At 57.8% G+C, this 21,174-nt stretch carries 17 protein-coding genes and 1 tRNA gene; 9 read left to right on the forward strand and 9 right to left on the reverse strand.

Going from position 1 to position 21,174, the window contains the following annotated elements; genetic code table 11:
* Positions 1-45 precede the first annotated feature (45 nt).
* On the reverse strand, positions 46-1,308 hold the full coding sequence (locus AC812_RS05395) for a Glu/Leu/Phe/Val family dehydrogenase (RefSeq protein WP_061912807.1): 1,263 nt from the start codon (positions 1,306-1,308) through the stop codon (positions 46-48).
* A 680-nt stretch (positions 1,309-1,988) separates the two neighbouring features.
* On the opposite strand from AC812_RS05395, the gene AC812_RS05400 reads away from it, so the two are divergent.
* From AC812_RS05400 to AC812_RS05440, 9 genes are all read left to right on the forward strand, one after another.
* A complete protein-coding gene (locus AC812_RS05400) occupies positions 1,989-3,236 on the forward strand; it encodes a trans-sulfuration enzyme family protein (protein WP_082148832.1) in 1,248 nt (415 codons plus the stop codon).
* 778 nt (positions 3,237-4,014) lie between these two features.
* Complete coding sequence (gene heR / locus AC812_RS05405; RefSeq protein WP_061912808.1) at positions 4,015-4,821, forward strand: heliorhodopsin HeR; 807 nt, start codon at positions 4,015-4,017, stop codon at positions 4,819-4,821.
* A 277-nt stretch (positions 4,822-5,098) separates the two neighbouring features.
* On the forward strand, positions 5,099-6,040 hold the full coding sequence (locus AC812_RS05410) for a LamG domain-containing protein (protein WP_114676066.1): 942 nt from the start codon (positions 5,099-5,101) through the stop codon (positions 6,038-6,040).
* Positions 6,041-6,292: 252 nt separating this feature from the next.
* Complete coding sequence (gene lysW / locus AC812_RS05415) at positions 6,293-6,460, forward strand: lysine biosynthesis protein LysW (protein WP_061912809.1); 168 nt, start codon at positions 6,293-6,295, stop codon at positions 6,458-6,460.
* Positions 6,461-6,483: 23 nt separating this feature from the next.
* Entirely contained in the window at positions 6,484-7,434 is a 951-nt protein-coding gene (gene lysX / locus AC812_RS05420) for a lysine biosynthesis protein LysX (protein WP_082148833.1), read from the forward strand.
* Positions 7,431-8,471 carry an N-acetyl-gamma-glutamyl-phosphate reductase gene (gene argC / locus AC812_RS05425; RefSeq protein ID WP_061912810.1) on the forward strand — a complete coding sequence of 347 codons (1,041 nt, stop codon included), beginning with the start codon at positions 7,431-7,433 and terminating at the stop codon, positions 8,469-8,471. The genes lysX and argC overlap by 4 nt, the downstream gene beginning before the upstream one ends.
* 14 nt (positions 8,472-8,485) lie before the next feature.
* Positions 8,486-9,289, forward strand: coding sequence for a [LysW]-aminoadipate kinase (locus AC812_RS05430; RefSeq protein ID WP_061912811.1), 804 nt, complete (start codon positions 8,486-8,488; stop codon positions 9,287-9,289).
* Complete coding sequence (locus AC812_RS05435) at positions 9,286-10,461, forward strand: aspartate aminotransferase family protein (protein ID WP_061912812.1); 1,176 nt, start codon at positions 9,286-9,288, stop codon at positions 10,459-10,461. Before AC812_RS05430 ends, AC812_RS05435 begins: the two co-directional genes overlap by 4 nt.
* Entirely contained in the window at positions 10,449-11,489 is a 1,041-nt protein-coding gene (locus AC812_RS05440) for a [LysW]-lysine hydrolase (protein ID WP_061912813.1), read from the forward strand. The genes AC812_RS05435 and AC812_RS05440 overlap by 13 nt, the downstream gene beginning before the upstream one ends.
* A gap of 27 nt (positions 11,490-11,516) precedes the next feature.
* Here AC812_RS05440 and AC812_RS05445 read toward each other — a convergent pair whose 3' ends face one another.
* From AC812_RS05445 to AC812_RS05480, 8 genes are all read right to left on the reverse strand, one after another.
* Complete coding sequence (locus tag AC812_RS05445; RefSeq protein WP_061912900.1) at positions 11,517-12,329, reverse strand: SDR family NAD(P)-dependent oxidoreductase; 813 nt, start codon at positions 12,327-12,329, stop codon at positions 11,517-11,519.
* 209 nt (positions 12,330-12,538) lie between these two features.
* Positions 12,539-12,611: transfer RNA gene (locus AC812_RS05450), tRNA-Asn, on the reverse strand.
* 68 nt (positions 12,612-12,679) lie between these two features.
* Positions 12,680-13,366: a DUF5995 family protein gene (locus AC812_RS05455; RefSeq protein WP_061912814.1), complete on the reverse strand. Its 687-nt coding sequence runs from the start codon at positions 13,364-13,366 to the stop codon at positions 12,680-12,682.
* Between the two features lie 111 nt (positions 13,367-13,477).
* Positions 13,478-13,870, reverse strand: coding sequence for a NifB/NifX family molybdenum-iron cluster-binding protein (locus tag AC812_RS05460; RefSeq protein WP_062158822.1), 393 nt, complete (start codon positions 13,868-13,870; stop codon positions 13,478-13,480).
* Positions 13,871-14,011: 141 nt separating this feature from the next.
* Positions 14,012-14,416, reverse strand: coding sequence for a hypothetical protein (locus AC812_RS05465; RefSeq protein WP_061912816.1), 405 nt, complete (start codon positions 14,414-14,416; stop codon positions 14,012-14,014).
* Between the two features lie 140 nt (positions 14,417-14,556).
* The gene (locus AC812_RS05470; protein ID WP_062158823.1) at positions 14,557-14,859 is read right to left on the reverse strand and encodes a hypothetical protein; all 303 of its coding nucleotides are present in this window, start codon (positions 14,857-14,859) and stop codon (positions 14,557-14,559) included.
* Entirely contained in the window at positions 14,856-19,217 is a 4,362-nt protein-coding gene (locus AC812_RS05475) for a GAF domain-containing protein (RefSeq protein ID WP_061912818.1), read from the reverse strand. Before AC812_RS05475 ends, AC812_RS05470 begins: the two co-directional genes overlap by 4 nt.
* 290 nt (positions 19,218-19,507) lie before the next feature.
* Complete coding sequence (locus AC812_RS05480; protein ID WP_061912819.1) at positions 19,508-21,049, reverse strand: histidine kinase N-terminal 7TM domain-containing diguanylate cyclase; 1,542 nt, start codon at positions 21,047-21,049, stop codon at positions 19,508-19,510.
* Positions 21,050-21,174 lie beyond the last annotated feature (125 nt).

Consider the following 21,174-nt stretch of genomic DNA (forward strand, 5'->3'; position numbering starts at 1 on the left):
TTCACTTTGGCGAATGCTGAAAATTATACCCTCTTCCGCCCATTTTTACGCCCAGCCGCGCAGCCGAACCGCTTCCGCCACCCGGCTAACCGCCACCAGATAAGCCGCCTTGCGGTAGTCCACACCGTGCTGCCGGGCAACCTCATGGACCTTCCAAAACGCACCGGTCATGCGCTGGTCAAGCCGCTGATGCACCTCGTCCTCATCCCAGTAATAGCCGTAGGCATTTTGCACCATCTCAAAGTACGAAACGGTAACGCCGCCGGCGTTGCACAAAAAGTCGGGCAGCACGACGGCTTTTTTGGCAAACAGCACCGCGTCGGCTTCCGGCGTGGTCGGGCCGTTGGCCAGCTCGGCGATGAACCGCGCCTTGATTCGCTCGCAATTTTCCTGATGGATGGCGTTTTCCAGCGCGGCCGGAATCAGCACCTGCACATCCAGTTCAAGCAGTTCGGCATTGCTGACCGGCTGTGCGCCGGGGAAGTTGACCACTGAACCGGTGCGCTGCTTGTGCGCCAGCACCGCCTCGTAGTCCAGGCCGTCCGGGTTGTAAATACCGCCGCGCGAGTCGGAAACCGCCACCACCTTGAGTCCGAGCAGCTCAGCGCCCAGTTTGTGGGCAAAAGAACCGGCGTTGCCGTATCCCTGAATGGCGGTCGTTGCGCCGCGCAAATCCACCTGATGGGCTTTGGCGGCCTCGCGCAGACAGTACATTCCGCCGCGAGCCGTGGCATCCCCGCGCCCGGCCGAGCCGCCCAGCGCCAGCGGTTTGCCGGTGATCATCCCAAATTCGGTGTAACCGCGCTGGTAGGAAAACTCATCCACCATCCAGGCCATGATCTGGGGAGTGGTGTACACATCCGGCGCCGGTACATCCGCCTCGGCGCCCAAAATGCGCCCCACCTGACGAATGTAGGCGCGACTGAGCCGTTCCAGTTCACCGGGAGAAAGCTGCTTGGGGTCGCAGATGATTCCGCCCTTGCCGCCCCCCAGCGGCAAGTCCATCACGGCGGTTTTCCAGGTCATCCAGGCTGCCAGCGCACGCACGGTATCCACCGTTTCCTCGCTGTGGTAGCGGATTCCGCCCTTGCACGGACCGCGCGCATCGTTGTACTGAACGCGAAAGCCTTGAAAAATGCGCACCGTGCCGTCATCCATGCGCACTGGAAGGGTGACATGCAATTCACGCATCGGCCAGCGCAGCAGCTCATGCACCGCCGCGTCTAATTGCAACAGGCGCGCGGCTTCATCGAGTTGCTGCTGAGCCACCCGAAACGGGTTATAGGGTTGAGAAGATGAAGCAGACATAAAAAACTTCCTCCTTGGCGAAGTAGAATGCTGGCGAATCACCTCTTTTGGAGGTAGCAAACCGATAGGATAAGTTAAAGTGCAGCGCCGCGAGTCCTCTACGGCGTCTGGGTGATTTGCTCCGCCGGCACAGGCAGAGAACCCTCCCGGCGGCAGCCCTCGCTTGAAATCAACGCGTGGGGGGAGTTATTGTAATAATCGGGGCGTGGGGTGAACGGCTAACGGGAACCCGCTGCAACCGTCTAGTGGAAAAACGCAGCAACCAATTACCTCAAATCCGGACGGTCTGTTTTCAAAAAGTTGGGCTATTTTATATTCATTTCATCCGTTTTGTAAAGGGATTGAAGGAAAATTCAGATCATTTTTCCGAAAAAATCGCTTCGGTTGAATTTTTTTAACCTTTTCTTAATTGACTTTTTCAAAAAACTCACTATACTATGGGGTAATTCCCGTTCAGGTAAACATTCGATGACCTTAATTCCTGCAAGCCTGCTGATTGCTCTCTCCCTCATGGCGATGATGATGGCGATGGTCATGCGCGGCCTCATCCAGCAGGCAGCGCTTGCACGGAGACGGGTCGAATAAAAACCGGCTTCTGCATCGCTCATCGTCCACCAGCGGGCTGCCTGCAAGGTTCAGGCAGCCCGTTTTTTATTTTTCAGTTCCCCGGAGGTATTCCCATGACACAAACTGTGCCCCTTTCCACCCTGATAGACCTGCTCAACCGGCAACCGGACCCCGAATCATGGGGCGATTCGACCCGTGCCATTCATGCCGGCAGCCAGCGCGAAAAACCCTACCACGCCATCATCGAACCGCTGGTACAAACCGCCACCTACACATTTCGCAACAGCGAGGAAGTGATTGCCTATCAGGACGCTCACAGCCGCGGCCTGCCCACCGACCGTCTCGAATACGGGCGCTACGGCAACCCGACCATCGCCGCCTGCGAGGCACGCCTGGCCGCCCTGGAAGGCGCCGAAACCGCCATCCAGTTTGCCAGCGGCATGGCCGCGATTACCACCACCCTGCTGGCCTGTCTGCGCAGCGGCGACCATCTGGTGATGACCGACGACTGTTACCGTCGGACGCGCCAGATCTGTCTGGAATTTTTAGCGCGTTTTGACATTCAGACCAGCGTCGTACCCATCGGCGATTACGCTGCGCTGGAAGACGCCATCCGCCCGAACACCCGCTTGCTGCTCTCCGAAACGCCCACCAATCCCTATCTGCGCGTGCTGGATCTGGAACGATTTTCTGAAATCGCCCACCGCCATCGGCTGATCAGCGTGGTGGATACCACCTTTGCCACCCCCTTCAACCAGCGCCCGCTGGATTGGGGTGTGGACATCGTCATTCACTCGGCCACCAAGTATCTGGGCGGTCACAATGACCTTCTGGCCGGCTTCGCTGCCGGCAGCGCCGCGGCTCTGACTCCTGTGCGTGAACTGCACAACATTCTTGGCGCCACCGCCGACCCGCACAACGCCTACCTGCTGCTGCGGGGCATTAAGACCCTCAGCATCCGGCTGGGGCGCCATAATGAAAACGGGCAACGGGTCGCCGAATTTCTGGAATCCCACCCGGCTGTCGAGCAGGTCTGGTATCCCGGTCTGCCCTCCCATCCCGATTACGCAGTGGCCAGCGCGCAGATGAAAGGCTTTGGCGGTGTGGTTTCTTTCACCGTGCGCGGCGGCCTGTACGATACCGCTCGCTTCATTGACCGCCTGCAAATCCCCTACATTTCGCCTTCGCTGGGCGGAACGGAGAGTCTGGTCATTCAACCGGCACTGATGTCCTACTACGATGTCCCACCGGAAAAACGACAGGCGCTGGGCATCCGCGACAATCTGGTGCGCCTGTCATTGGGGCTTGAGGATGCCGACGACTTGATCGCAGACCTGAAGCAGGCTCTCGAAGCGTTGTAAAACCCTCCCTCGGTTGACGTCACCACGAGCGAGCGCGGCAATCTCCCGCAGGGCCGGGAGGGAGATTTCTCGCTTCGCCCGAAATGACGTTTACGGGTATACGTCACCGCGAGCCGCCGCAGGCGGCGTGGCGGTCTCCGGCAGGGCCGTTGCGGAGGTTGGGCGGGAGACCCCTCACTCCGTTCGGGGTGACATTAGCTGGTTTACGTCACAGCGAGCCGCCGTCAGGCGGCGTGGCGGTCTCCGGCAGGGCCGTTGCGGAGGTTGGGTGGGAGACCCCTCACTCCGTTCGGGGTGACATTAGCTGGTTTACGTCACCGCGAGCCGCCGTCAGGCGGCGTGGCGGTCTCCGGCAGGGCCGTTGCGGAGGTTGGGTGGGAGCCCTCCCAGCGCGGCACCAAGCGCAGTGCGGTGCAAGTGTCGCTGATGCTCGATAGGACGAACAAATTGCCAAAAACTACAATCCTACCGGCAGGCGTTTCAATTCGGCAGGATTTTTTCCATAGAGGACTGCTCTTGCCCTGTGGGTAAGGGAATTTTATTCTTTGGTGACCGGTCGGCGGGCAGGGAATTCGGCGCGTACAAAGAATGTATAAGGTTAGGGAACCAGAGGGATGTTTTTCCGGCTGGCTGGTGTTATAGTAATCTTAGATGCAGGTGGGAAAACACAAGCAAAGGAGACAGCCACACCCATCGCCTGCCGGCAGCTAAAGCGTGAATTATTCGGTAAAAATAATTTTTCGTCAGGCTGCTCCAATTCAAACAAGGAGTAATCAATATGACTTCGGAATCAAATGGTCCCCTCGTTGCCGCCGCTGCAGAATTGAAAAAATTTCAGGGGCTGCGCCGTTTTAACCTGATCATGGGCTTTCTGCACCTGATTCAGGGCATTTTCATGTGGGTAGTCAGCAATGATAGAACCTACCCGATTTTCACCAACTACCTCACCTTCGACCGGGCAACCTTCACCCTGACACCCAACCCACAATTGCTCTACGAACTACCCTTCGGACCGGCTGTAGCCGTCTTCCTGCTCATCTCAGCCGTTGCCCACTTCTACCTTTCCACCATTGGCTACCGCCCGTATGTCGAAAATCTGAAGAAGGGCATGAACCCCATCCGCTTTTACGAATATGCTCTCAGTTCCTCGTTGATGGTTGTGCTGATCGGTATGCTGGTCGGCATCTGGGACCTGGGGACGATGATCGCCATTTTCGGCATCAACGCCATGATGAACCTGTTTGGCATCATGATGGAAGTTCACAACCAGACGACCACGCGGACGAACTGGCTGGCGTTTATTTACGGCTGTCTGGCAGGTATTGTGCCGTGGATCGTGATTTTCCTGTACTTCATGGGAGCGGTCAACTCCGGCGACGCCAAACCACCGGCTTTTGTCTACGCCATCGTACCCACCCTGTTTGTGATGTTCAACATCTTTGCCGTCAACATGGTGCTGCAGTACAAAAAGGTCGGCCGATGGAAGGACTATCTCTACGGCGAACGGGTGTATATCATCCTCAGCCTGGTTGCCAAGACCGTGCTGGCATGGCTGATCTGGTTCGGCACACTCGCCCCGGTGTAGAAATACCCGCGCCACAGCCCTTGCCATCGCGAGCAGCATCCAGAACTCTCTGCCATAACCACCCGCCGCGGATGGGTCATCGGCAATAGCAGACAGCGCCTTTTCAACACCACTCCATCGGCGCACGCTCAAGGCCAACCATTTCGAACCTTACAAATTCGTTAACCCAACCCGGACTACCCATCCAGCTCTTGAAAAAAATTTTTTGGGTATATTTTAATAATACGGCAATTCACATCCGTATTATCAAATATCTTACACGGTTGAGCTGCGGTACATGAAACGGATGGGGCTAATTGGATTCGGGGCTGTTTTGCTGGCACTTATCCTGCCTGCCCAACCCAGGCAGGTTGTACTCTCTGTCGCGCCGGCTCAATCCAATCAAACCTCGTTGCGTTTCTTCGGCACGGGCAGCGGCGATATTGACCGGGTTAAGATTCCTCTGGATAATCCACATCGTTCGGTGGATGTCGGCGGCGATTTCACCATTGAGTTCTGGCTCAAAGCCGCACCCTCGAGTAACCCCAGCCCGTCCTGCCAGGAAAGCGCCTCCGAAGACACCTGGACAAACGGCAACATCATCCTCGACCGCGACATCTTTGGCGACGGCGATTACGGCGATTACGGCATCTCGCTTTACCGCGGTAGGATTGCCTTTGGTGCGGCGGTGGGCAGTAACCGCCGCACCATCTGCGGAATAAGCGACTTGCGAGATGGTCAGTGGCATCATGTAGCCGTCACCCGCCAGAGCGGGAATGGGCAGATGCGCATTTTTGTGGACGGGCAATTGCAAAAAACCGAAAACGGACCTGGCGGGAATCTCTCTTATCGGGACGGACGCAATACTTCTTACACGAACAGTGACCCTTATCTGGTCATCGCCGCCGAGAAGCATGACTACGACCCCAGCACCTACCCATCCTTCAACGGCTGGTTGGACGAGTTACGCATCTCCAACGTCATACGCTACACAGCAAACTTTACCCCGCCGAGTATGCCCTTCAACCCCGATGCCAGCACGGTTGCACTTTATCACTTCGACGGTACGCCGGGCCCCTGTAACGGAACGGTCAGCGATGCTTCCGGTCAGGGCAATAACGGTCAATGCAAGCATGGCGGCACATCCCCAAATCTCGGCCCGCAGTATGTGCTTGACAGTCCCTTTACCGGTAGTATCATCTATGACTTTAAAATTTACCTGCCTTTGGTGCGCCGCTAAAAATTCTTAACATTTTGTTAGCCGTGCGGCTATTGACAATTCCGACCAAACCGCTATAATTTGAAGCATCATGAGTTTGGAACTGCGCGTGCGTAAGGATCGTCGTCCATTCCTTCCCCCTTGCGGGGCAGGACGGCTTTATGCACGCCAGCGTGGTTGAGTTCCTTCACCAATCACAGTGAGTCGGCAAATCAAGCCCTCCGCCCCGCGGAGGGCATTTCTTTTTAACATCTTTTTCAAACGGAGGTTCTCATGTCCCTAACATCCTGTCCCGAATGCGAAGCCGCCATCGAGCTGAACGATGTCCTCGTCGGTGAAATTGTGGTCTGCCCGGATTGCGGTGTAGACCTGGAAGTAATCAGCCTTGAGCCACTCCAGCTGGAACTGGCTCCCATGGAAGAAGAAGACTGGGGCGAGTAAGCCCCGCCAAAGGAGAAACAGCGATGAAAATTGGTGTCCTGCTTTCACGGGTGCGGATCGAGGAAAAGTGGATCCTCGAAGCGCTGGAAAAACGCGGCATCCCCCACGAGCGGATTGACGACCGCGAAGCGGTGTTCGATTTTGCCCACCCCGAAAACTGGCTGTCCTACTCCGCCGTGCTGGAGCGCAGCCTCTCGTTTGCGCGCGGCCTGTACGCCACCCAGATACTCAACGCCTGGGGCATTCCGACGGTCAACATGGCGCATGTCGCCGCTACCTGCGGGGATAAACTGGCCACTTCGGCTGCGTTGGCGCGCGCCGGCATCCCTCAGCCGCGCATCAAGGTCGCCTTCACCCCCGAATCGGCACTGCAGGCCATCGAAGAACTGGGCTACCCGGTGGTGTTAAAACCGGTGGTCGGTTCGTGGGGGCGGCTGCTCGCCAAAATCAACGACCGCGACGCCGCCGAAGCCATCCTGGAGCACAAAGAGACACTCGGTTCTTACCAGCACTCCATCTACTACCTGCAGGAATACATCCAAAAGCCGGGACGCGACATCCGCGCCTTTGTGGTGGGGGATCAGACGGTGTGTGCCATTTACCGCACCTCCTCTCACTGGATCACCAACACCGCTCGCGATGGCAAGGGAGAAGTCTGCCCAATCACGCCTGAATTGAACGCCTTATGCGTTGCGGCTGCTCAGGCAGTCGGCGGCGGCGTGCTGGCCGTGGATGTTCTCGAAGACCCGCAGCGCGGCTTTCTGGTCAACGAGATTAACCACACCAGCGAGTTTCACACCCTCGCCCCCACCACCGGGGTGGACGTTGCCGGCCTGATGGTCGAGTACACCCTCGCCGTTGCCGAGGGTCAAATTCACCCCCCGTTTCCGGCCGTGAGCGCGCCGCAAGTACCCATGGGCATCCTGCACACCTCCCCGCTGGGCATCCCCCTGTGGAGGGCAGCCGCCCAATGAGCCGCTTGCGCGTTTCAATCATCGGTGCGGCCGGTTATGTGGGCGGCGAGTTGCTGCGCCTGTTGCTCGATCATCCTTTCGTGGAAATCCAGCAGGCGACTTCCGGCAGTCACCTCGGTGAATTTGTGTATCAGCAGCACCCCAACCTGCGCAAGCGCACCACCCTCAAATTCAGCGACCCTCAGCAGGTTAAACCGTGTGATGTCCTCTTTCTGGCAATGCCGCACGGCGAAAGCCAGCAGCGGATCGAAGATTACGCCGCCATTGCCCCACGGATTGTGGACTGCTCGGCGGATTTCCGTCTGCGGGATGCCGAACTGTACCGGCGGTATTACGGAGAGGAACACCGCGCCCCGGCCTGGTTGAGTAAGTTCGTTTACGGCCTGCCGGAATTACACCGCGAGGAAATGCGCTCGGCGGCTTACATCAGCGGCGTGGGCTGCAACGCCACCGCCTCCATTCTGGCGCTTTACCCGCTGGTCAAGGCCGATGCGCTCGATCTCACCCGCCCGGTGATTGTCGAAATCAAAACCGGTTCTTCGGAGGGCGGGGCTTCCCCCAATCCCGGCAGTCATCACCCCGAACGGAGCGGCGTGATCCGCACCTTTTCGGCATACGGACACCGCCACACTGCCGAGGTGATTCAGGAACTCGGTCTGAGCGAGGTTCACCTGACCATGACGGCGGTGGATCTGGTGCGCGGCGCGCTGGCAACCGCTCACGCCTTTTTGCGTCCGGGCATTGGCGAAAAGGACTTGTGGAAAATCTACCGCCAATGGGCCGAAAGCGAGCCGTTCATCCGGCTGGTACGCGACCGGCGCGGCATTTACCGCGTGCCGGAGCCCAAAATTCTGGCTGGCAGTAACTACGCCGATGTCGGCTTCGATGTGGACGAATGTTCCGGGCGGGTGATCGGCATGGCGGCGATTGACAACCTGATGAAGGGCGCTGCCGGTTCAGCCGTGCAGGCGATGAACCTGATGTGCGGTTTTGACGAAACTGCCGGCCTGACTTTTGGCGGATTACACCCCATTTAGCGGAGGAATCACCCATGCTGGTTGTCAAAATTGGCGGCGCCGCCGGCGTCAACATATCTTCCATTTGTGCCGATGTTGCCAATCTGGTCCAACAGGGCCAAAAGGTGGTGCTGGTTCACGGCGGGTCGGCGGAGGTGAATGAGATATCCACCCAACTCGGCCATCCGCCGCGCTTCGTCACCAGCGAAAGCGGTTTTACCAGCCGTTACACCGACCGGAAGACGCTGGAAATTTTTGCCATGGTTACTGCCGGCAAAATCAATACCCTGCTGGTGGAGCAGTTGCAGAAACATGGCGTCAACGCCTTTGGGTTGACCGGACTGGACGGGCGCTGGATGATCGCTCATCGCAAGGAAGCCATCCGGGTGGTGGAAAACGGGCGTAAACTGGTGCTGCGGGACGATTACACCGGCAAAATCGAGCAGGTCAACCCGGCGATCCTCTCCCTGTTGATCGCCACGGGTTACACGCCGGTGGTAGCGCCGCTGGCGATCTCGCCGAACGGTGAAGCGCTCAACGTGGATGCCGACCGGGCGGCGGCGATGGTGGCAGCCGCCCTCGGCGCAGCCACCTTAATCCTGCTGACCAATGTACCCGGTCTGATGCGCAAATTTCCGGATGAAAGCACCCTCATTCATCACCTGCCGCGGGTTGAAGTACAGCGTGCCATTGAGTATGCCGAAGGCCGGATGAAGAAGAAAGTGCTGGGTGCTGCCGAAGCCCTGCAAGGCGGCGTAAGCCGGGTCATTTTTGGGGATGGGCGCAGCCCCCACCCCCTCGTGGATGCTCTGCAAGGGAAAGGTACGGTGATCGAATGATGGACATCTTGGCAGTTGAAGACCGCTACACTTCCGGCCTGTACACCAAACGCCCGATTGCGATTGTGCGCGGGCAGGCTGCCCATCTGTGGGACAGCCACGGGCGAATGTATATTGACTGTGTCGGCGGGCAGGGGGCAGCCAACATCGGCCACGCCAACCCCCAGGTGGCTCAGGCGGTTGCCGAACAGGCTCAACGCTTGATTTCCTGCCCGGAAATGTTCTACAACGACCGGAGAGCCGCGTTGGAGGAACGCCTGTGCCAGGTGAGCGGTTATCCGCGGGTTTTCCTGTGCAACTCCGGGGCAGAGGCTAACGAAGCCGCCATCAAGTTTGCCCGCCTGACGACCGGACGCAGCGAGATCATCGCCTTCAAACGCGCTTTTCACGGGCGCACCTTTGGCGCACTCTCCGCCACCTGGGAGAAAAAATACCGTCAGCCGTTCGAGCCGCTGGTGCCGGGCTTCACTCATCTGACTTACAACGATCCGCAGGCCCTGCAAGCGGCGGTCAGCGATCAAACGGCGGCCGTGCTGCTGGAAGTCGTCCAGGGCGAAGGCGGTGTCCACCCGGCCAGCCGCGAATTTCTGACAGCCGCTCAACAGGTTTGCCGTGAGCGTGGAGCATTACTGATTGTGGACGAGGTACAAACCGGCTTTGGGCGTACCGGCAAACTGTTTGCCTTTCAACATTACGATTTACAACCCGATCTGGTGTGTCTGGCCAAGTCCATTGCCGGCGGCTTGCCGATGGGAGCCGTGCTGATCGGTGAGCGGGTCGGTAGCCTGCCGCCCCAAACCCACGGCTCAACCTTCGGCGGCAACCCGTTGACCTGCGCCGCCGCCCTGGCCAGTTTGAACTTTTTGCTGGAAAATCACCTGCCCGAACAGGCTGCCGAACTGGGAGGCTGGTTCATCGAAGCCCTGCGCCGGTTGGATTCCCCCCAGATTCGCGAGGTGCGCGGGCTGGGTCTGATGGTCGGCATCGAGCTCAAGCAGAAAGTCACACCCTACCTGCAAGCCTTGATGAACGAAGGTGTGCTGGCGCTGCCGGCCGGCCTGACGGTGATGCGCTTTTTGCCGCCGCTGGTGATCGAAAAGAGCGATCTTGAACGGGTGGTAGAAGCGGTTGCCCTCGTCCTCACCCAGGAAGCCGCCGAATGGACGAAGTAACCCTGCTGGAAGGCTTGCTGCGGTCTTACAGCCCGACGGCTGCCGAACAGCTGGCGGTTGAGTTTCTGGCGCATGCCATGCGCGGACTGGATTTTCAGGTCGAGGTGGATGCGGTGGGCAATGCCATCGGCTGGCGCGGCGAGGGCGGGCGTCAGATCGTCCTGCTGGGGCACATTGACACGGTGCGCGGGGAAATCCCGGTGCGGCGTGAGGGCGATTTGCTCTTCGGGCGCGGCGCGGTGGACGCCAAAGGCGCGCTGGCTTGCTTTGTGGCTGCTGTCAGCCAGTTAACCATCCCGTCCGGCTGGCAAGTGGTGGTGATCGGTGCGGTTGGGGAAGAAGGCGATTCGCGCGGTGCCAAAGCCATTGTGGATCGTTATTGGCCCGACTTTGCCATCATCGGCGAGCCGAGCGGTTGGGATCGGGTAACGCTGGGGTACAAAGGCAGCCTGCTGCTGTCTTACCGCGTCGAACAGCCGCTCGCCCACCCGGCCGCCCAGGCTGAAAACGCGCCGGAGGCCGCCGTCGCCTTTTGGAACCGCCTGACGGCTGCCGCCGCCGCATGGAACGAACCTTATCAACGAACATTCGATCAGGTTACGCCCATCCTGCGTCAGATGCAATCGGGTGAGGATGGCTTTAACGGCTGGGCCGAGTTGTGGATCAATCTGCGCCTGCCGGCCTGGTTTGCCCCCGGACAGGCCTTTATTGAGCTTTCGGCGCTGGCAGGGGCGGGTCGCCTGCACCTGCTGGATGCTGTGCCGGCGTATCTTGGGGAGAAGAACACGGCTTTGGTACGGGCGTTCTTGTCCGCCATTCGGGCGGTCGGCGGTAAACCGGCTTTTGCTCTCAAGAGCGGCACAGCGGACTTAAATCTGGCTGCCCCGGTGTGGGGCTGCCCGGCAGTTGCCTACGGGCCGGGCGATTCCAACCTCGACCACACCCCCAACGAACACATCTCGCTGAGCGAGTACCGCCGCAGCATTGGCGTGCTGAAAGAAGTCCTGAATCAACTGATGCAGGTTTGAAAGAAGAACCATCCGCGTTGGTCAGGATTAATCCGGCAGCAGGTTTTGCATCTGCTTGAAAATATAGTTTGCCGCCCACTGCGGGCTGAGGCGATAAATCAAATCCAAGAAGCGGGCATCTGATCCGACCAGCACACGGTAGCGGTTCTGCTCCATGCCTTCCACAATCATTTGAGCAGCTTTCGCCGGCGGCAGGGGTTTTATTCGGCTGCTTTGCTCCTGTGTCTGAGCGGGGGATGCAAGGGTTACACCCGAATTGGCGGCAATATTGGTGCCGATAGCGCCGGGAAAGACCACCGTCACCCGCACGTTGGTATTGAGCAATTCGGAGTATAAGCCCTCGGTAAACAATTTCACACCGGCTTTGGCCGCCCCGTAAATGGTTTGGCCGGGGACCGGCAAAAAGCCGCCCATGCTGGAAATGTTGACCAGGTGCGCATCAGGCCGTTCCAGCAAACAGGGCAGAAATTCCTTGGTCATGTAGATGGTGCCGAACAGATTGACATTCAAGACCCGCTGAATGGCGGCATAATCCAGGTCTTTGACCCGCCGGAACGGCTGAATAATGCCGGCATTGTTGATCAGCCCATCCACCGCGCCGTGAAATTCAATGACCTGAGCGGGCAAAGCCGCCACCGCCTCGCGGTTGGTAATGTCCGCCACATGGGTAGAGAGTTGCCCGCTGCGGCTGCCAGCCAGACCGACCGTTTCCTGCAGAGCCGCCGGGTTGATATCCACCGCCGCCACCCGCGCGCCTTTGGTCAGCAGCAACAGCACCAGTTCCCGACCAATTCCATTTCCACCGCCGGTGACCACAATCACTTTACCATTCACTTTCATAGCCGGTTCCTCCCGCCAAAATTCTTCCCCCGCAATGCCGAAAATGCGCTCCACCGGGTGTCAAGACGGCCAAATCCGTCCATCTGCCAGTTAGAGGCATTTTTTGTTTCAACGATTATTTGGGTCAATTAAGGATAATTATAATTACACAGGATTTTACAGCAATGCGGGTAAACCTGCCATAAAACTTTTCCCCTTAAATAAACAGGCTCCTCGACCAGGACTCGAACCTGGAACCTAGCGGTTAACAGCCGCCCGCTCTGCCGATTGAGCTATCGAGGAACGTGCCATTATTATAAAATCAACCGGTAGGCATGTCAAGGAATCGCGTTGGCTCTGAGCGCTGCCGTTCAGCCCTTCCATCCAATCCAGAGCGCAGTCCGGAGGGCTTCGCGCTCCACCCGCTCTATCCACTCCTTCCGCTCAAATTCGCTAGAGGTTTCCACCAGATAGACGGCGTGCTGCCACACCCTGCCGCGCCAGCGGGTAATCATACCCGAAATCAGCCCCTCATCCACACGTCCCATCAAAACATCCACTGCCTGCAAGACCGGCATGGCCGGTTCGAGGATTTGATCCTGAACTGCGTCAATTGTCGCGGCGATGATCCGGTTGACGCGATTGTGATCGGTGCGGCGAACCGCCCGCCGGGCCGGACTCAACTCCGCCCATTCGGGCTGAAGCAGCTCCTCCAGCGTAAGCACCAGATCATAATTGATATGGGCATTGACCCCCAGCAGCAAGTTTTGCAGCGGCGAATAATCCCTGCCTGCCGCCGCCCGAAAAGCCGCCTGCCAGACAACCGGCACATTTTCCTGCCGCTCCTCATAAGCATGCAGCGCCAAAAAATAGTAGTCCGCAAAACGGTGCAGCAGATGATCCACCCAACCGCCGTCAGAAAACTCATCCCGCCGGATAGCCTCCAGCATATTCATCGTCATCATTCGATAACAGCTTAAAAAAATGGCGCGCTGGTCGTGAACCTCTTGCCAGCGCTCAATCCATTCTTGCATTTCCAGCAAAGCCGGATCATCCACCTTATAACACTCCTGAATTCTCTTAAGCCGGGTTGATGATAATTTTTTACTTATTTTATCACTTTCAGGAATGTTTTCATCTAAAATCCAGCAGACATTGGTGTCTTCGGGTTAATGAAGCAATTCCGTGTGGTCCACCAGTTCACCGTTCAAAAACGCCTTGACCGCCTCATCCACATCGGTCAATTCGGTAACGATGGGCTTAATCTTCAGGCGTAACATGCTTTCATAAGCCCCGCGTCCCATTCCACCGCAAATTAATACTTCACAATCGGCAATTGCCTCAACCATGGAAACATGGCGCTGATGGTGCTGGTCCTCAGACTCGCCATGGTTGTGGTGAGTTTGCGCCTCATGATGATCCTTTTGGTGGTGGCTCAGCTTGGGGCGAAGTTCACGGCTGACCACTTCACCATTTTCCAGAGAAAGCACAAGATACTGAGAAGCCCGTCCAAAATGCCGGCTGATCATTTTTCCATCATCCGTAACCAGTGCAATTTTCATTGTCAACTCCTTGGGGTTTGAAGGTTGGATAAAATGGCGTCGCTGCATGGGTGCACCATCCCGGCCTGGCACCAACACCAGCAACATGTGCGAGGTCTGGTCTGAGAGAGGATTTCGCCAGCAATGGGGCAGGGCTTTTTATCAACGCACTTCAAAATCGAGCGTCTTGTCCAGTTTACCGTTCAGGTAAATTTCCACGCGGTATTTACCAACCGGCCAGAGATTATTGTTACTCAGGTTGAAAGTGATGATGTTGCTGCCGCTGGTAAACTCGGTTTCATTGATGACCAAATTGGGATCCACGCCTTCCACATCCACCGCAATCCACACCGCCTTCAAGGTGGTATCTTCGGGCGCATTTTTTAAATCGGCGAAAGCGTAAAAAACGGCATCCTGTGTAAAGGTTGTGACGCGGTTATTGCCATCTTCGCTGTCGGAAAGCCACGCATCGCCGATATTCGCGGTGCTGGCGCTGAATTCACACGCCACCGTTGCCAAAACCAGCATCAACGCTCCCAACACCATCCAAAATTTCCGGTTTCCCATGTTCATCTCTCCTCTGTGTACCCGATATAGAAAATCCCCCTCAAATCACAACAGAGGAGCATTTTTCTGCTTTCTATCATACAATCTTCAGCCGACAGATTACAAGTGGGAAATTTCAAAATCACCCCTCGACGGCTGAGTCAATCCTCCTCGTAGGGCTGCAATCCGTGCAAGCGCTGCTTGTGGCGGCGGGCATTGCGGTACACGCGGACGGCACGTTGTTCAACCTGAGCAATCTCTTCCTCCAGCCACTCCTCCTCGCCAGCCATACCCCCGATCCTCTTCAATCGCTGTTTCAGGCGGGCTTTGCCCTGCCGCCGCAGGTTGAGATACAGCCCCTTTTCGCGCCGGATTTTGCCTTCCTCCACTGCCAGTACATCATCCCCGCCGTGGATTCGCCTGAACATGCGGTATTCGCTTTCGCTCAGCACACGTATCTTCACTCGGCGGCTGCCTCTGTTGCCAAAAAATCTTCAATCACCTCAAAAAACACTTTGACGACCCGCGGGTCAAAATGCGTGCCGGCCTGTTCACGGATATGATTGAGCGCCTTGGCCTGCGGCCAGGCCGGCCGGTAAGGCCGGTCACTGGTCAGGGCATCCCACACATCCGCTACGGCGAAAATGCGCGCCGCCAGCGGGATTTCCTCGCCTTTCAACCCACGCGGGTAGCCTGTCCCGTCCCACTTTTCGTGGTGGCAGTAGGGAATATCCAGCGCCGGGCGCAGGTACTGAACCGGGTAGAGCATTTGATAGGCATACAGCGGGTGCTTGCGCATGATTTCCCATTCTTCATCCGTGAGCGGGCCGGGTTTGAGCAGAATGGCGTCCGGGATGCCCATTTTACCGATGTCATGCAGCAGGGCTCCCCGCCGCACATGCGCCACCTGAGCAGGATCCAGACCGATCCGCTCGGCCATCAGCAGGGTCAGGTCGGCAACCCGGCGGGTGTGGCCCTCGGTCTCCTTGTCCCGCAAATCCAGTGCGCGCGACCAGCCCTCGATGGTCGCCTCATACGCCAGCGAAAGATCGAGATTGCTGCGCTGCAGATTCTCAAACAACTGGGCATTTTCAATCGCAATTGCCGCCTGGCGGGAAATTGCTTCAAAAAAGCCCAGCCACTCTTCCTGCGGCTCAAAGGGGGAACGGCTGAACACCTCCAGCACACCCTTGACCTGCCCCTTGGCTACCAGCGGAACGCCGCAGTAAGACACAAAACCCTCTTCTTCAACCCATTGTGGATGGATGAACGGCGGTTCGGCAACGCTCAAATCGCCGCAATGCACAATCCGCCGTTCCAGGGCAGCCATGCCGGCCTGACTTTCTCCCAAATGCAGGCGGGCTTTCTGATAATAACGGGTGCGGAATCCGCGTCCGGCCGCATATTCCAGCATCAATGTAGTGGGATTGAACAGTAACACACCGGCAGCGTCCATTTTCAAGTGCAGCAGGGTCTGCTCCAGCAAAGCGTCCAGCGAAAAGTGCAAGTCCAGGCTGCTGGTAATCACCCGGTCAATTGCTTGCAGAGCCTGCAACTGCTCCACCCGTCGGCGGGTCTCTTCATGCAATTGCAGCCGCAGCAGCGCGCTGGCGGCCATGTCCGCCACCGAATGCAGCAAACGCAGATCATCCTCATCCAGCCGGCGGCAGCTGCCAACCCATAACAGACCGTTGATCGTATCATCGGCGCGCAACGGCACGCCGGCAATCGAAGCGCAATCGCCTAATTGCTGGGGGAAGTACACCCGCGGGTCATGGTGGGCATCATTGTTCAAATAAGACTTTCCGCTTTGTAAAATCACCGCGCTCAAACCCTGCCCGGCCGGGATGATCTCGCCGGTTAGCGACTCCCAAATGCCAACGCCCAGTTCAATCGTAACATCCCCGCTAAGCGGGTGAACGGTTTCCAGCACCGCCCCATCCACCTTCATCCGGGTCATCAATTGCTCCAACAACACTGGCAGCAATTCAGCGCGGGTGGTTGCCCGGCGCAATTCCGAGCTCAGGTGGGCAATCAATTCCAGTTCGCGCAGGCGCTGCCGGGTTTCCCCGAACAGGCGCACGTTTTCCAGCGTGGTGGCGAATTGTGCAGCCAGTGTTTCCAGCAGGCGGGTATGGGCGGAGGTATAAGCGGCGGGTTGATAACTCTGCGCGGAAATCATTCCCAGTACGCGCCGTCCCTGCCGGAGAGGCACCGCCAGAATCGAGCGCACCGACTCGGGGTCGCCAAAGTGCACCGCCGGCAGGTTGCTGAGCGGGTAATCCTCTATGACCAGAGTCCTGCCCTGCTCAATCACCCGGCCGCTCAGCCCGCTGCCGTGCGGAATGCGCCGCGGCGGAAACCGTCCGCCTTTATCGTACAGGTAGACAGCCAGGTACTCCGAAGTAGCCGCATCCACCAGCACAATCGTAAAGGCTTCGCAGGGCATCAACTGCGCCACAGCCTGATGGATGGCCTCGTAGACCGCCTCTGCTTCCATACCGCTCAGCAGCAGCGCCTGGCTGACCGAGTGCAGCACGCTCAATTCGGCCAGCCGTTGGTGGGTTTGTTCGTTGAGGTGAGCGCGTTGAAGGGCATTCCCGGCCATATCCGCAATTGCAGCCAGCAGACGCCGTTCGGTTTCGGTTACCATGCGCGCCCGCTCAAACCAGATGTTCATCACGCCGATAGTACGCGCCCCGGCGCGCAGCGGCAGCGCAACCCCGCCCCGCACCGGCTGAAGCAGTTCCTCTTCCCCCGGTTTCAAAACCGTATGTGGATCGCTGCGCCAGTCTTCAAACGTGTAGGCCTCGCCGCTGGCCGCCACCTTGCCAACCACCCCTTCGCCAAGCTGCTGGTGAAAGACCCGTTCCAGCCCCTCAATCCATTCGCCACGCGGGTTGTACCAGCCTCGGGCGGTCAGTTCATTGGTCTGTTCATCCAGCAGGTAAATTGAACCGGCCCGCGCATCCACCGAATGGACGGCATGTTCCACAAAGATATGGGTCATATCCTCAACCGAATCAGACTGGGAGAGAGCGGCTGAGACCTGCTGCAGGGTTTGCAGTTCTTTCAACCGTTGTTGGGTTTCTTCAAACAGGCGCGTGCGTTCAATGACCAGACCGGCCGTAGCGGCAAAAGTGGTCAGCACTTGCAAATCCTGATCGGAAAAAGCAAATTTCAGGCTGCAATTGTCCAGCGCCAGCACGCCAATCGCCCGCCCTTTGACGGCCAGCGGTGCCACAATCGCGCTCTGGACGGTAGCCATCTCCGCAATTTCGCCATCATAGCGGGTTTCGGCATGGGCGCGGGCATCTTCAATCACCAGCGGCTGATTGAGACGGAAAGCCCTCGCCGAGTACCCCGAGTCCATTGGAAAGGAAGCCGTCATCACCCGCTCATCCTGATAACCGATCATCGCCCGCATGTGCAGGCGGCCGTCGCTTTCTGCCAGCAGCACCGAGCCTTTTTCAGCAGCCGGTATGGCATGGCAGGCCGCCTCCAGCAAACGCATCAGCAGGGACTGCAGGTCGCCCTCTTCCTGTAAAATCTGCACCACCAGCGCCTGCGCCTCCAACTCTCTTTCGCGCCGTTTTTGATCGGTAATATCCTGTGCAGCGCCGAAAATGCGCACCACGCGCTTCTGATCTTCATCCCACACCGGCAGGCCGTGATCGCGCAGCCAGCGCACTGAACCGTCTTTGCGCACAATCCGGAACTCACTGGTATCCTGCCGGCCGCTCATCAAGCGTTCTGCCCGGCACAACGCAACCGGCATATCCGGCGGGTAAATCAGCGCCTGCCAGCCGCCGCGCGCTTCCGATTCTTCCGGCGTAAAGCCGGTTATCCGCTCAAAGCCGCCGGCCACCCATTCGCGCTTCAGGCTGCCGTCTTCAAGCACTTCAAAGGCATAGGCGTAGTCCGAAATCATCTCGGAAATGGTGCGGTAACGTGCTTCGCTGTGGTTAAGCGTATCAACCGCCTGCTGGCGTTCGGTTATATCCTCAATTGCCAGCAGAATAAAGCGGGTGCGGTTATCTTCGTGGTAGATGCGGCGGGCATTCAGCAGCATGGTACGCCGTCCAATCCCGGGAAAATCATGGCGCACTTCATAATTCTCAAAACGCGTATTGCCCGGCAGAATATCTTCCAGCAAACGGCGCAGTTCGGGAATGTTCCACTGACCATTGCCGAGTTCGTACAACAGCCGGTTTTCGGTTGCTATCGGCGTGGTCTGAAACAACCGGTAGAAGGCCGGGTTGGCGCGCACCACCCGCAAATCACCGTCCAGCACAATCAACGGCTCACGCACCGTTTCGACAATCCCCTCGGCAAAGCGACGAGCTTCGTCAACCGCCTTTTGAGCCGCCCGTTCGGCGCTTTGATCGCGGAAAATCAGCACCACCCCGCGGATGGTGCCGCCCTCCCCGCGGATCGGAGCGCCCGAATCGGCAATCGGCAATTCGCTGCCGTCACGGCGGAGGAGCAGAGTGTGATTGGCCAGCCCAACCACCACTCCTTCGCGCAAAACCCGCCGCACCGGGCTTTCAACCGGCTGGCGGGTTTCCTCGTTGATGATGCGGAAGATGTCTTCCAGCGGCTTGCCTCTGGCTTCGGCTTCGCTCCAGCCGGTCAGCGACTCGGCAGCCGGGTTGAGCAGGGTGATCTTCCCGTTTTCGTCGCAGGTGATCACCGCATCCCCAATACTGTACAGGATGGCACGCAGAAGAGCCTCGCGTTCCTGCAATTCCTGATAGAGCGTCAGCAGTTCGCTGAGCGGCACTCGATTGGAGGAAAAGTACTCGGATGAGACCCGACCCATAAATTTACCTGAATGGGATTGGATGCTTCTCCACCGCAATCCTTCCCTGCAGGCGTTGTTGACCGGGTTTCACCTTAGCGTTGATTCAACCACCCTGAAAAGAGAAAACAGCGGGAGAGGAAGGAATGAGATGAACGGATTGAACCTTTTTTAAGATACCACAAATCATACTGAAAACAAGAGCCAGTTTGAAAACTGTAAGGATTCTCAACCAGCGACTATTCGCCCGCTGTCGGGAACGGTCATCACACGGCAGGATGCAAGCCTGATGATTGCCTTGCATGTCGGTTTCAGACTGCGCTTTGGTTGCGGCCATTGTTCTTGGCACGGTAGAGCGCCTGATCGGCGGCGCGCATCAGATCATCCATCCCCACACTCCCGTCCACACATGCCGCGTACACCCCAAAACTGGCGCTGACCCGGATGGTTGGGACAGCCTTGAGCGGCTCACAGGCAGCAACCTGAGCGCGCAGGCGCTCGGCAACCTGCCAGGCAGCCGGCCGGTCGGCGCCGGGCAGAAAGACCACAAACTCATCCCCGCCCCAACGGCCAATCACGTCCTCGTCGCGCAGGGCTTTCGGCAGGCACTCGCCAACACAGCGCAGGACGGTATCCCCCGCCTGATGTCCGTAGGAATCGTTGATCTCTTTGAAGTGGTCTAAATCCATCAGCACAATCCCCAGCCAGCCGCCGTTGCTGCTCAGTTGCTCGATCAAGCGGCTGCCGATTTGCATGATGGAGCGCCGGTTGAGTAAACCGGTCAGTTCATCGGTGCTGGCCTGCTCATCCAGCCGGCGAATGAGGCGGGTTGTTTCGCTGATATCGGTAATCAAAACGGCACAGCCGCCCTGCCGGCCGAGAGTGTCCTTCAACAGGTAGGAGCGCGCCCGGTAACTGCGCAGATTGCCGTTTTGATCCTCGGTTGAAAATTCTGTCTCCCCTCCCGAATTTTGCAGGCTATGAAACACAAAGCCGGACAGAACACCATCACGGGGGAACATCTGCCCTATTTTCAACCCTGCCAGGCCCGGCAAGTCAATCGCCGCCCGGTTGAGGTCTATGACACGCCCGGTATAGTCCACAACGATCAACGCCTCTCCAACCGTGTCCAGCGCCAGTTCGCGCGCCGCCGGGACAATCTCAAACAAGCCATAACGAAACAACGCTGCCCAAAAGAACAACACCGAGAGCGAAAGGGCGAACGGGCCGACGTCAATCCCGTACGGGATCTTTCCGGCAGCAAAAAGATAACCACCCACAATTGGGATGAGTGCGCCCAGCCCCAGCACAATCATCTGGCTGCGGCGGCGGCCTTCAGCCCGCCTGGCATGCCAGAACAACAGGATTGGCGAAAGGCTGCCAGCCAGGAGCAGGTACGCAAGATGCACCTTGTACCACGGGCCGCGCTCAAAAACCAGTCCGGGGAAATAATTGCCGCTTTCTATGCGGGGAGAGATGTAGTACAACGAATGGAAGTTGACAGTCCACACCAATCCCAAGGTGATGAACGAAACCGTCAGCAGTCCCGCAACAACGGCGCGGTTGAGGGGTTTGTTTCTCACAAAACGAAAGGTGAAGATCAAAATCAACGGCGGCAGAAAAGCCAGTCCAAGGTATTCAACCCGGATCGCCCAAAGCACATCTTCGAGGTTATTGCGGCTGATTTCAACGGCATATCCCAGCGAGTAGATAGCCGTTGCCCACGTCAGCAGCCCAAATTCCAAAGCCCCCGGTTGACGATGACGCAGGGATGACCAGGCCGCCAGGTAAGCGCACATGATACCGGAAAGCAGCAAGAGAAAAATAATTATCAGGGGCGGAGAAGTATGCAATCTTAACTTTTTTCGCAGAGAAAGAAAATCGTCAACCTCGACTCATCCTAATTATAGACAGTTTTGGGCGTTTTTCCGTAAATATTGAGTGAATCAGGTCGCAAAAACCAATCTCCGCCGCCAGT

This window comes from Bellilinea caldifistulae, from assembly GCF_001306055.1.
Classification (GTDB): domain Bacteria; phylum Chloroflexota; class Anaerolineae; order Anaerolineales; family Anaerolineaceae; genus Bellilinea; species Bellilinea caldifistulae.

Coding starts and splice junctions, on each gene's coding strand:
- AC812_RS05395 (WP_061912807.1), bottom strand. CDS start 1,308: ATGTCTGCTTCATCTTCTCAACCCTATAACCCGTTTCGGGTGGCTCAG.
- AC812_RS05400 (WP_082148832.1), top strand. CDS start 1,989: ATGACACAAACTGTGCCCCTTTCCACCCTGATAGACCTGCTCAACCGG.
- heR (WP_061912808.1), top strand. CDS start 4,015: ATGACTTCGGAATCAAATGGTCCCCTCGTTGCCGCCGCTGCAGAATTG.
- AC812_RS05410 (WP_114676066.1), top strand. CDS start 5,099: ATGAAACGGATGGGGCTAATTGGATTCGGGGCTGTTTTGCTGGCACTT.
- lysW (WP_061912809.1), top strand. CDS start 6,293: ATGTCCCTAACATCCTGTCCCGAATGCGAAGCCGCCATCGAGCTGAAC.
- lysX (WP_082148833.1), top strand. CDS start 6,484: ATGAAAATTGGTGTCCTGCTTTCACGGGTGCGGATCGAGGAAAAGTGG.
- argC (WP_061912810.1), top strand. CDS start 7,431: ATGAGCCGCTTGCGCGTTTCAATCATCGGTGCGGCCGGTTATGTGGGC.
- AC812_RS05430 (WP_061912811.1), top strand. CDS start 8,486: ATGCTGGTTGTCAAAATTGGCGGCGCCGCCGGCGTCAACATATCTTCC.
- AC812_RS05435 (WP_061912812.1), top strand. CDS start 9,286: ATGATGGACATCTTGGCAGTTGAAGACCGCTACACTTCCGGCCTGTAC.
- AC812_RS05440 (WP_061912813.1), top strand. CDS start 10,449: ATGGACGAAGTAACCCTGCTGGAAGGCTTGCTGCGGTCTTACAGCCCG.
- AC812_RS05445 (WP_061912900.1), bottom strand. CDS start 12,329: ATGAAAGTGAATGGTAAAGTGATTGTGGTCACCGGCGGTGGAAATGGA.
- AC812_RS05460 (WP_062158822.1), bottom strand. CDS start 13,870: ATGAAAATTGCACTGGTTACGGATGATGGAAAAATGATCAGCCGGCAT.
- AC812_RS05465 (WP_061912816.1), bottom strand. CDS start 14,416: ATGGGAAACCGGAAATTTTGGATGGTGTTGGGAGCGTTGATGCTGGTT.
- AC812_RS05475 (WP_061912818.1), bottom strand. CDS start 19,217: ATGGGTCGGGTCTCATCCGAGTACTTTTCCTCCAATCGAGTGCCGCTC.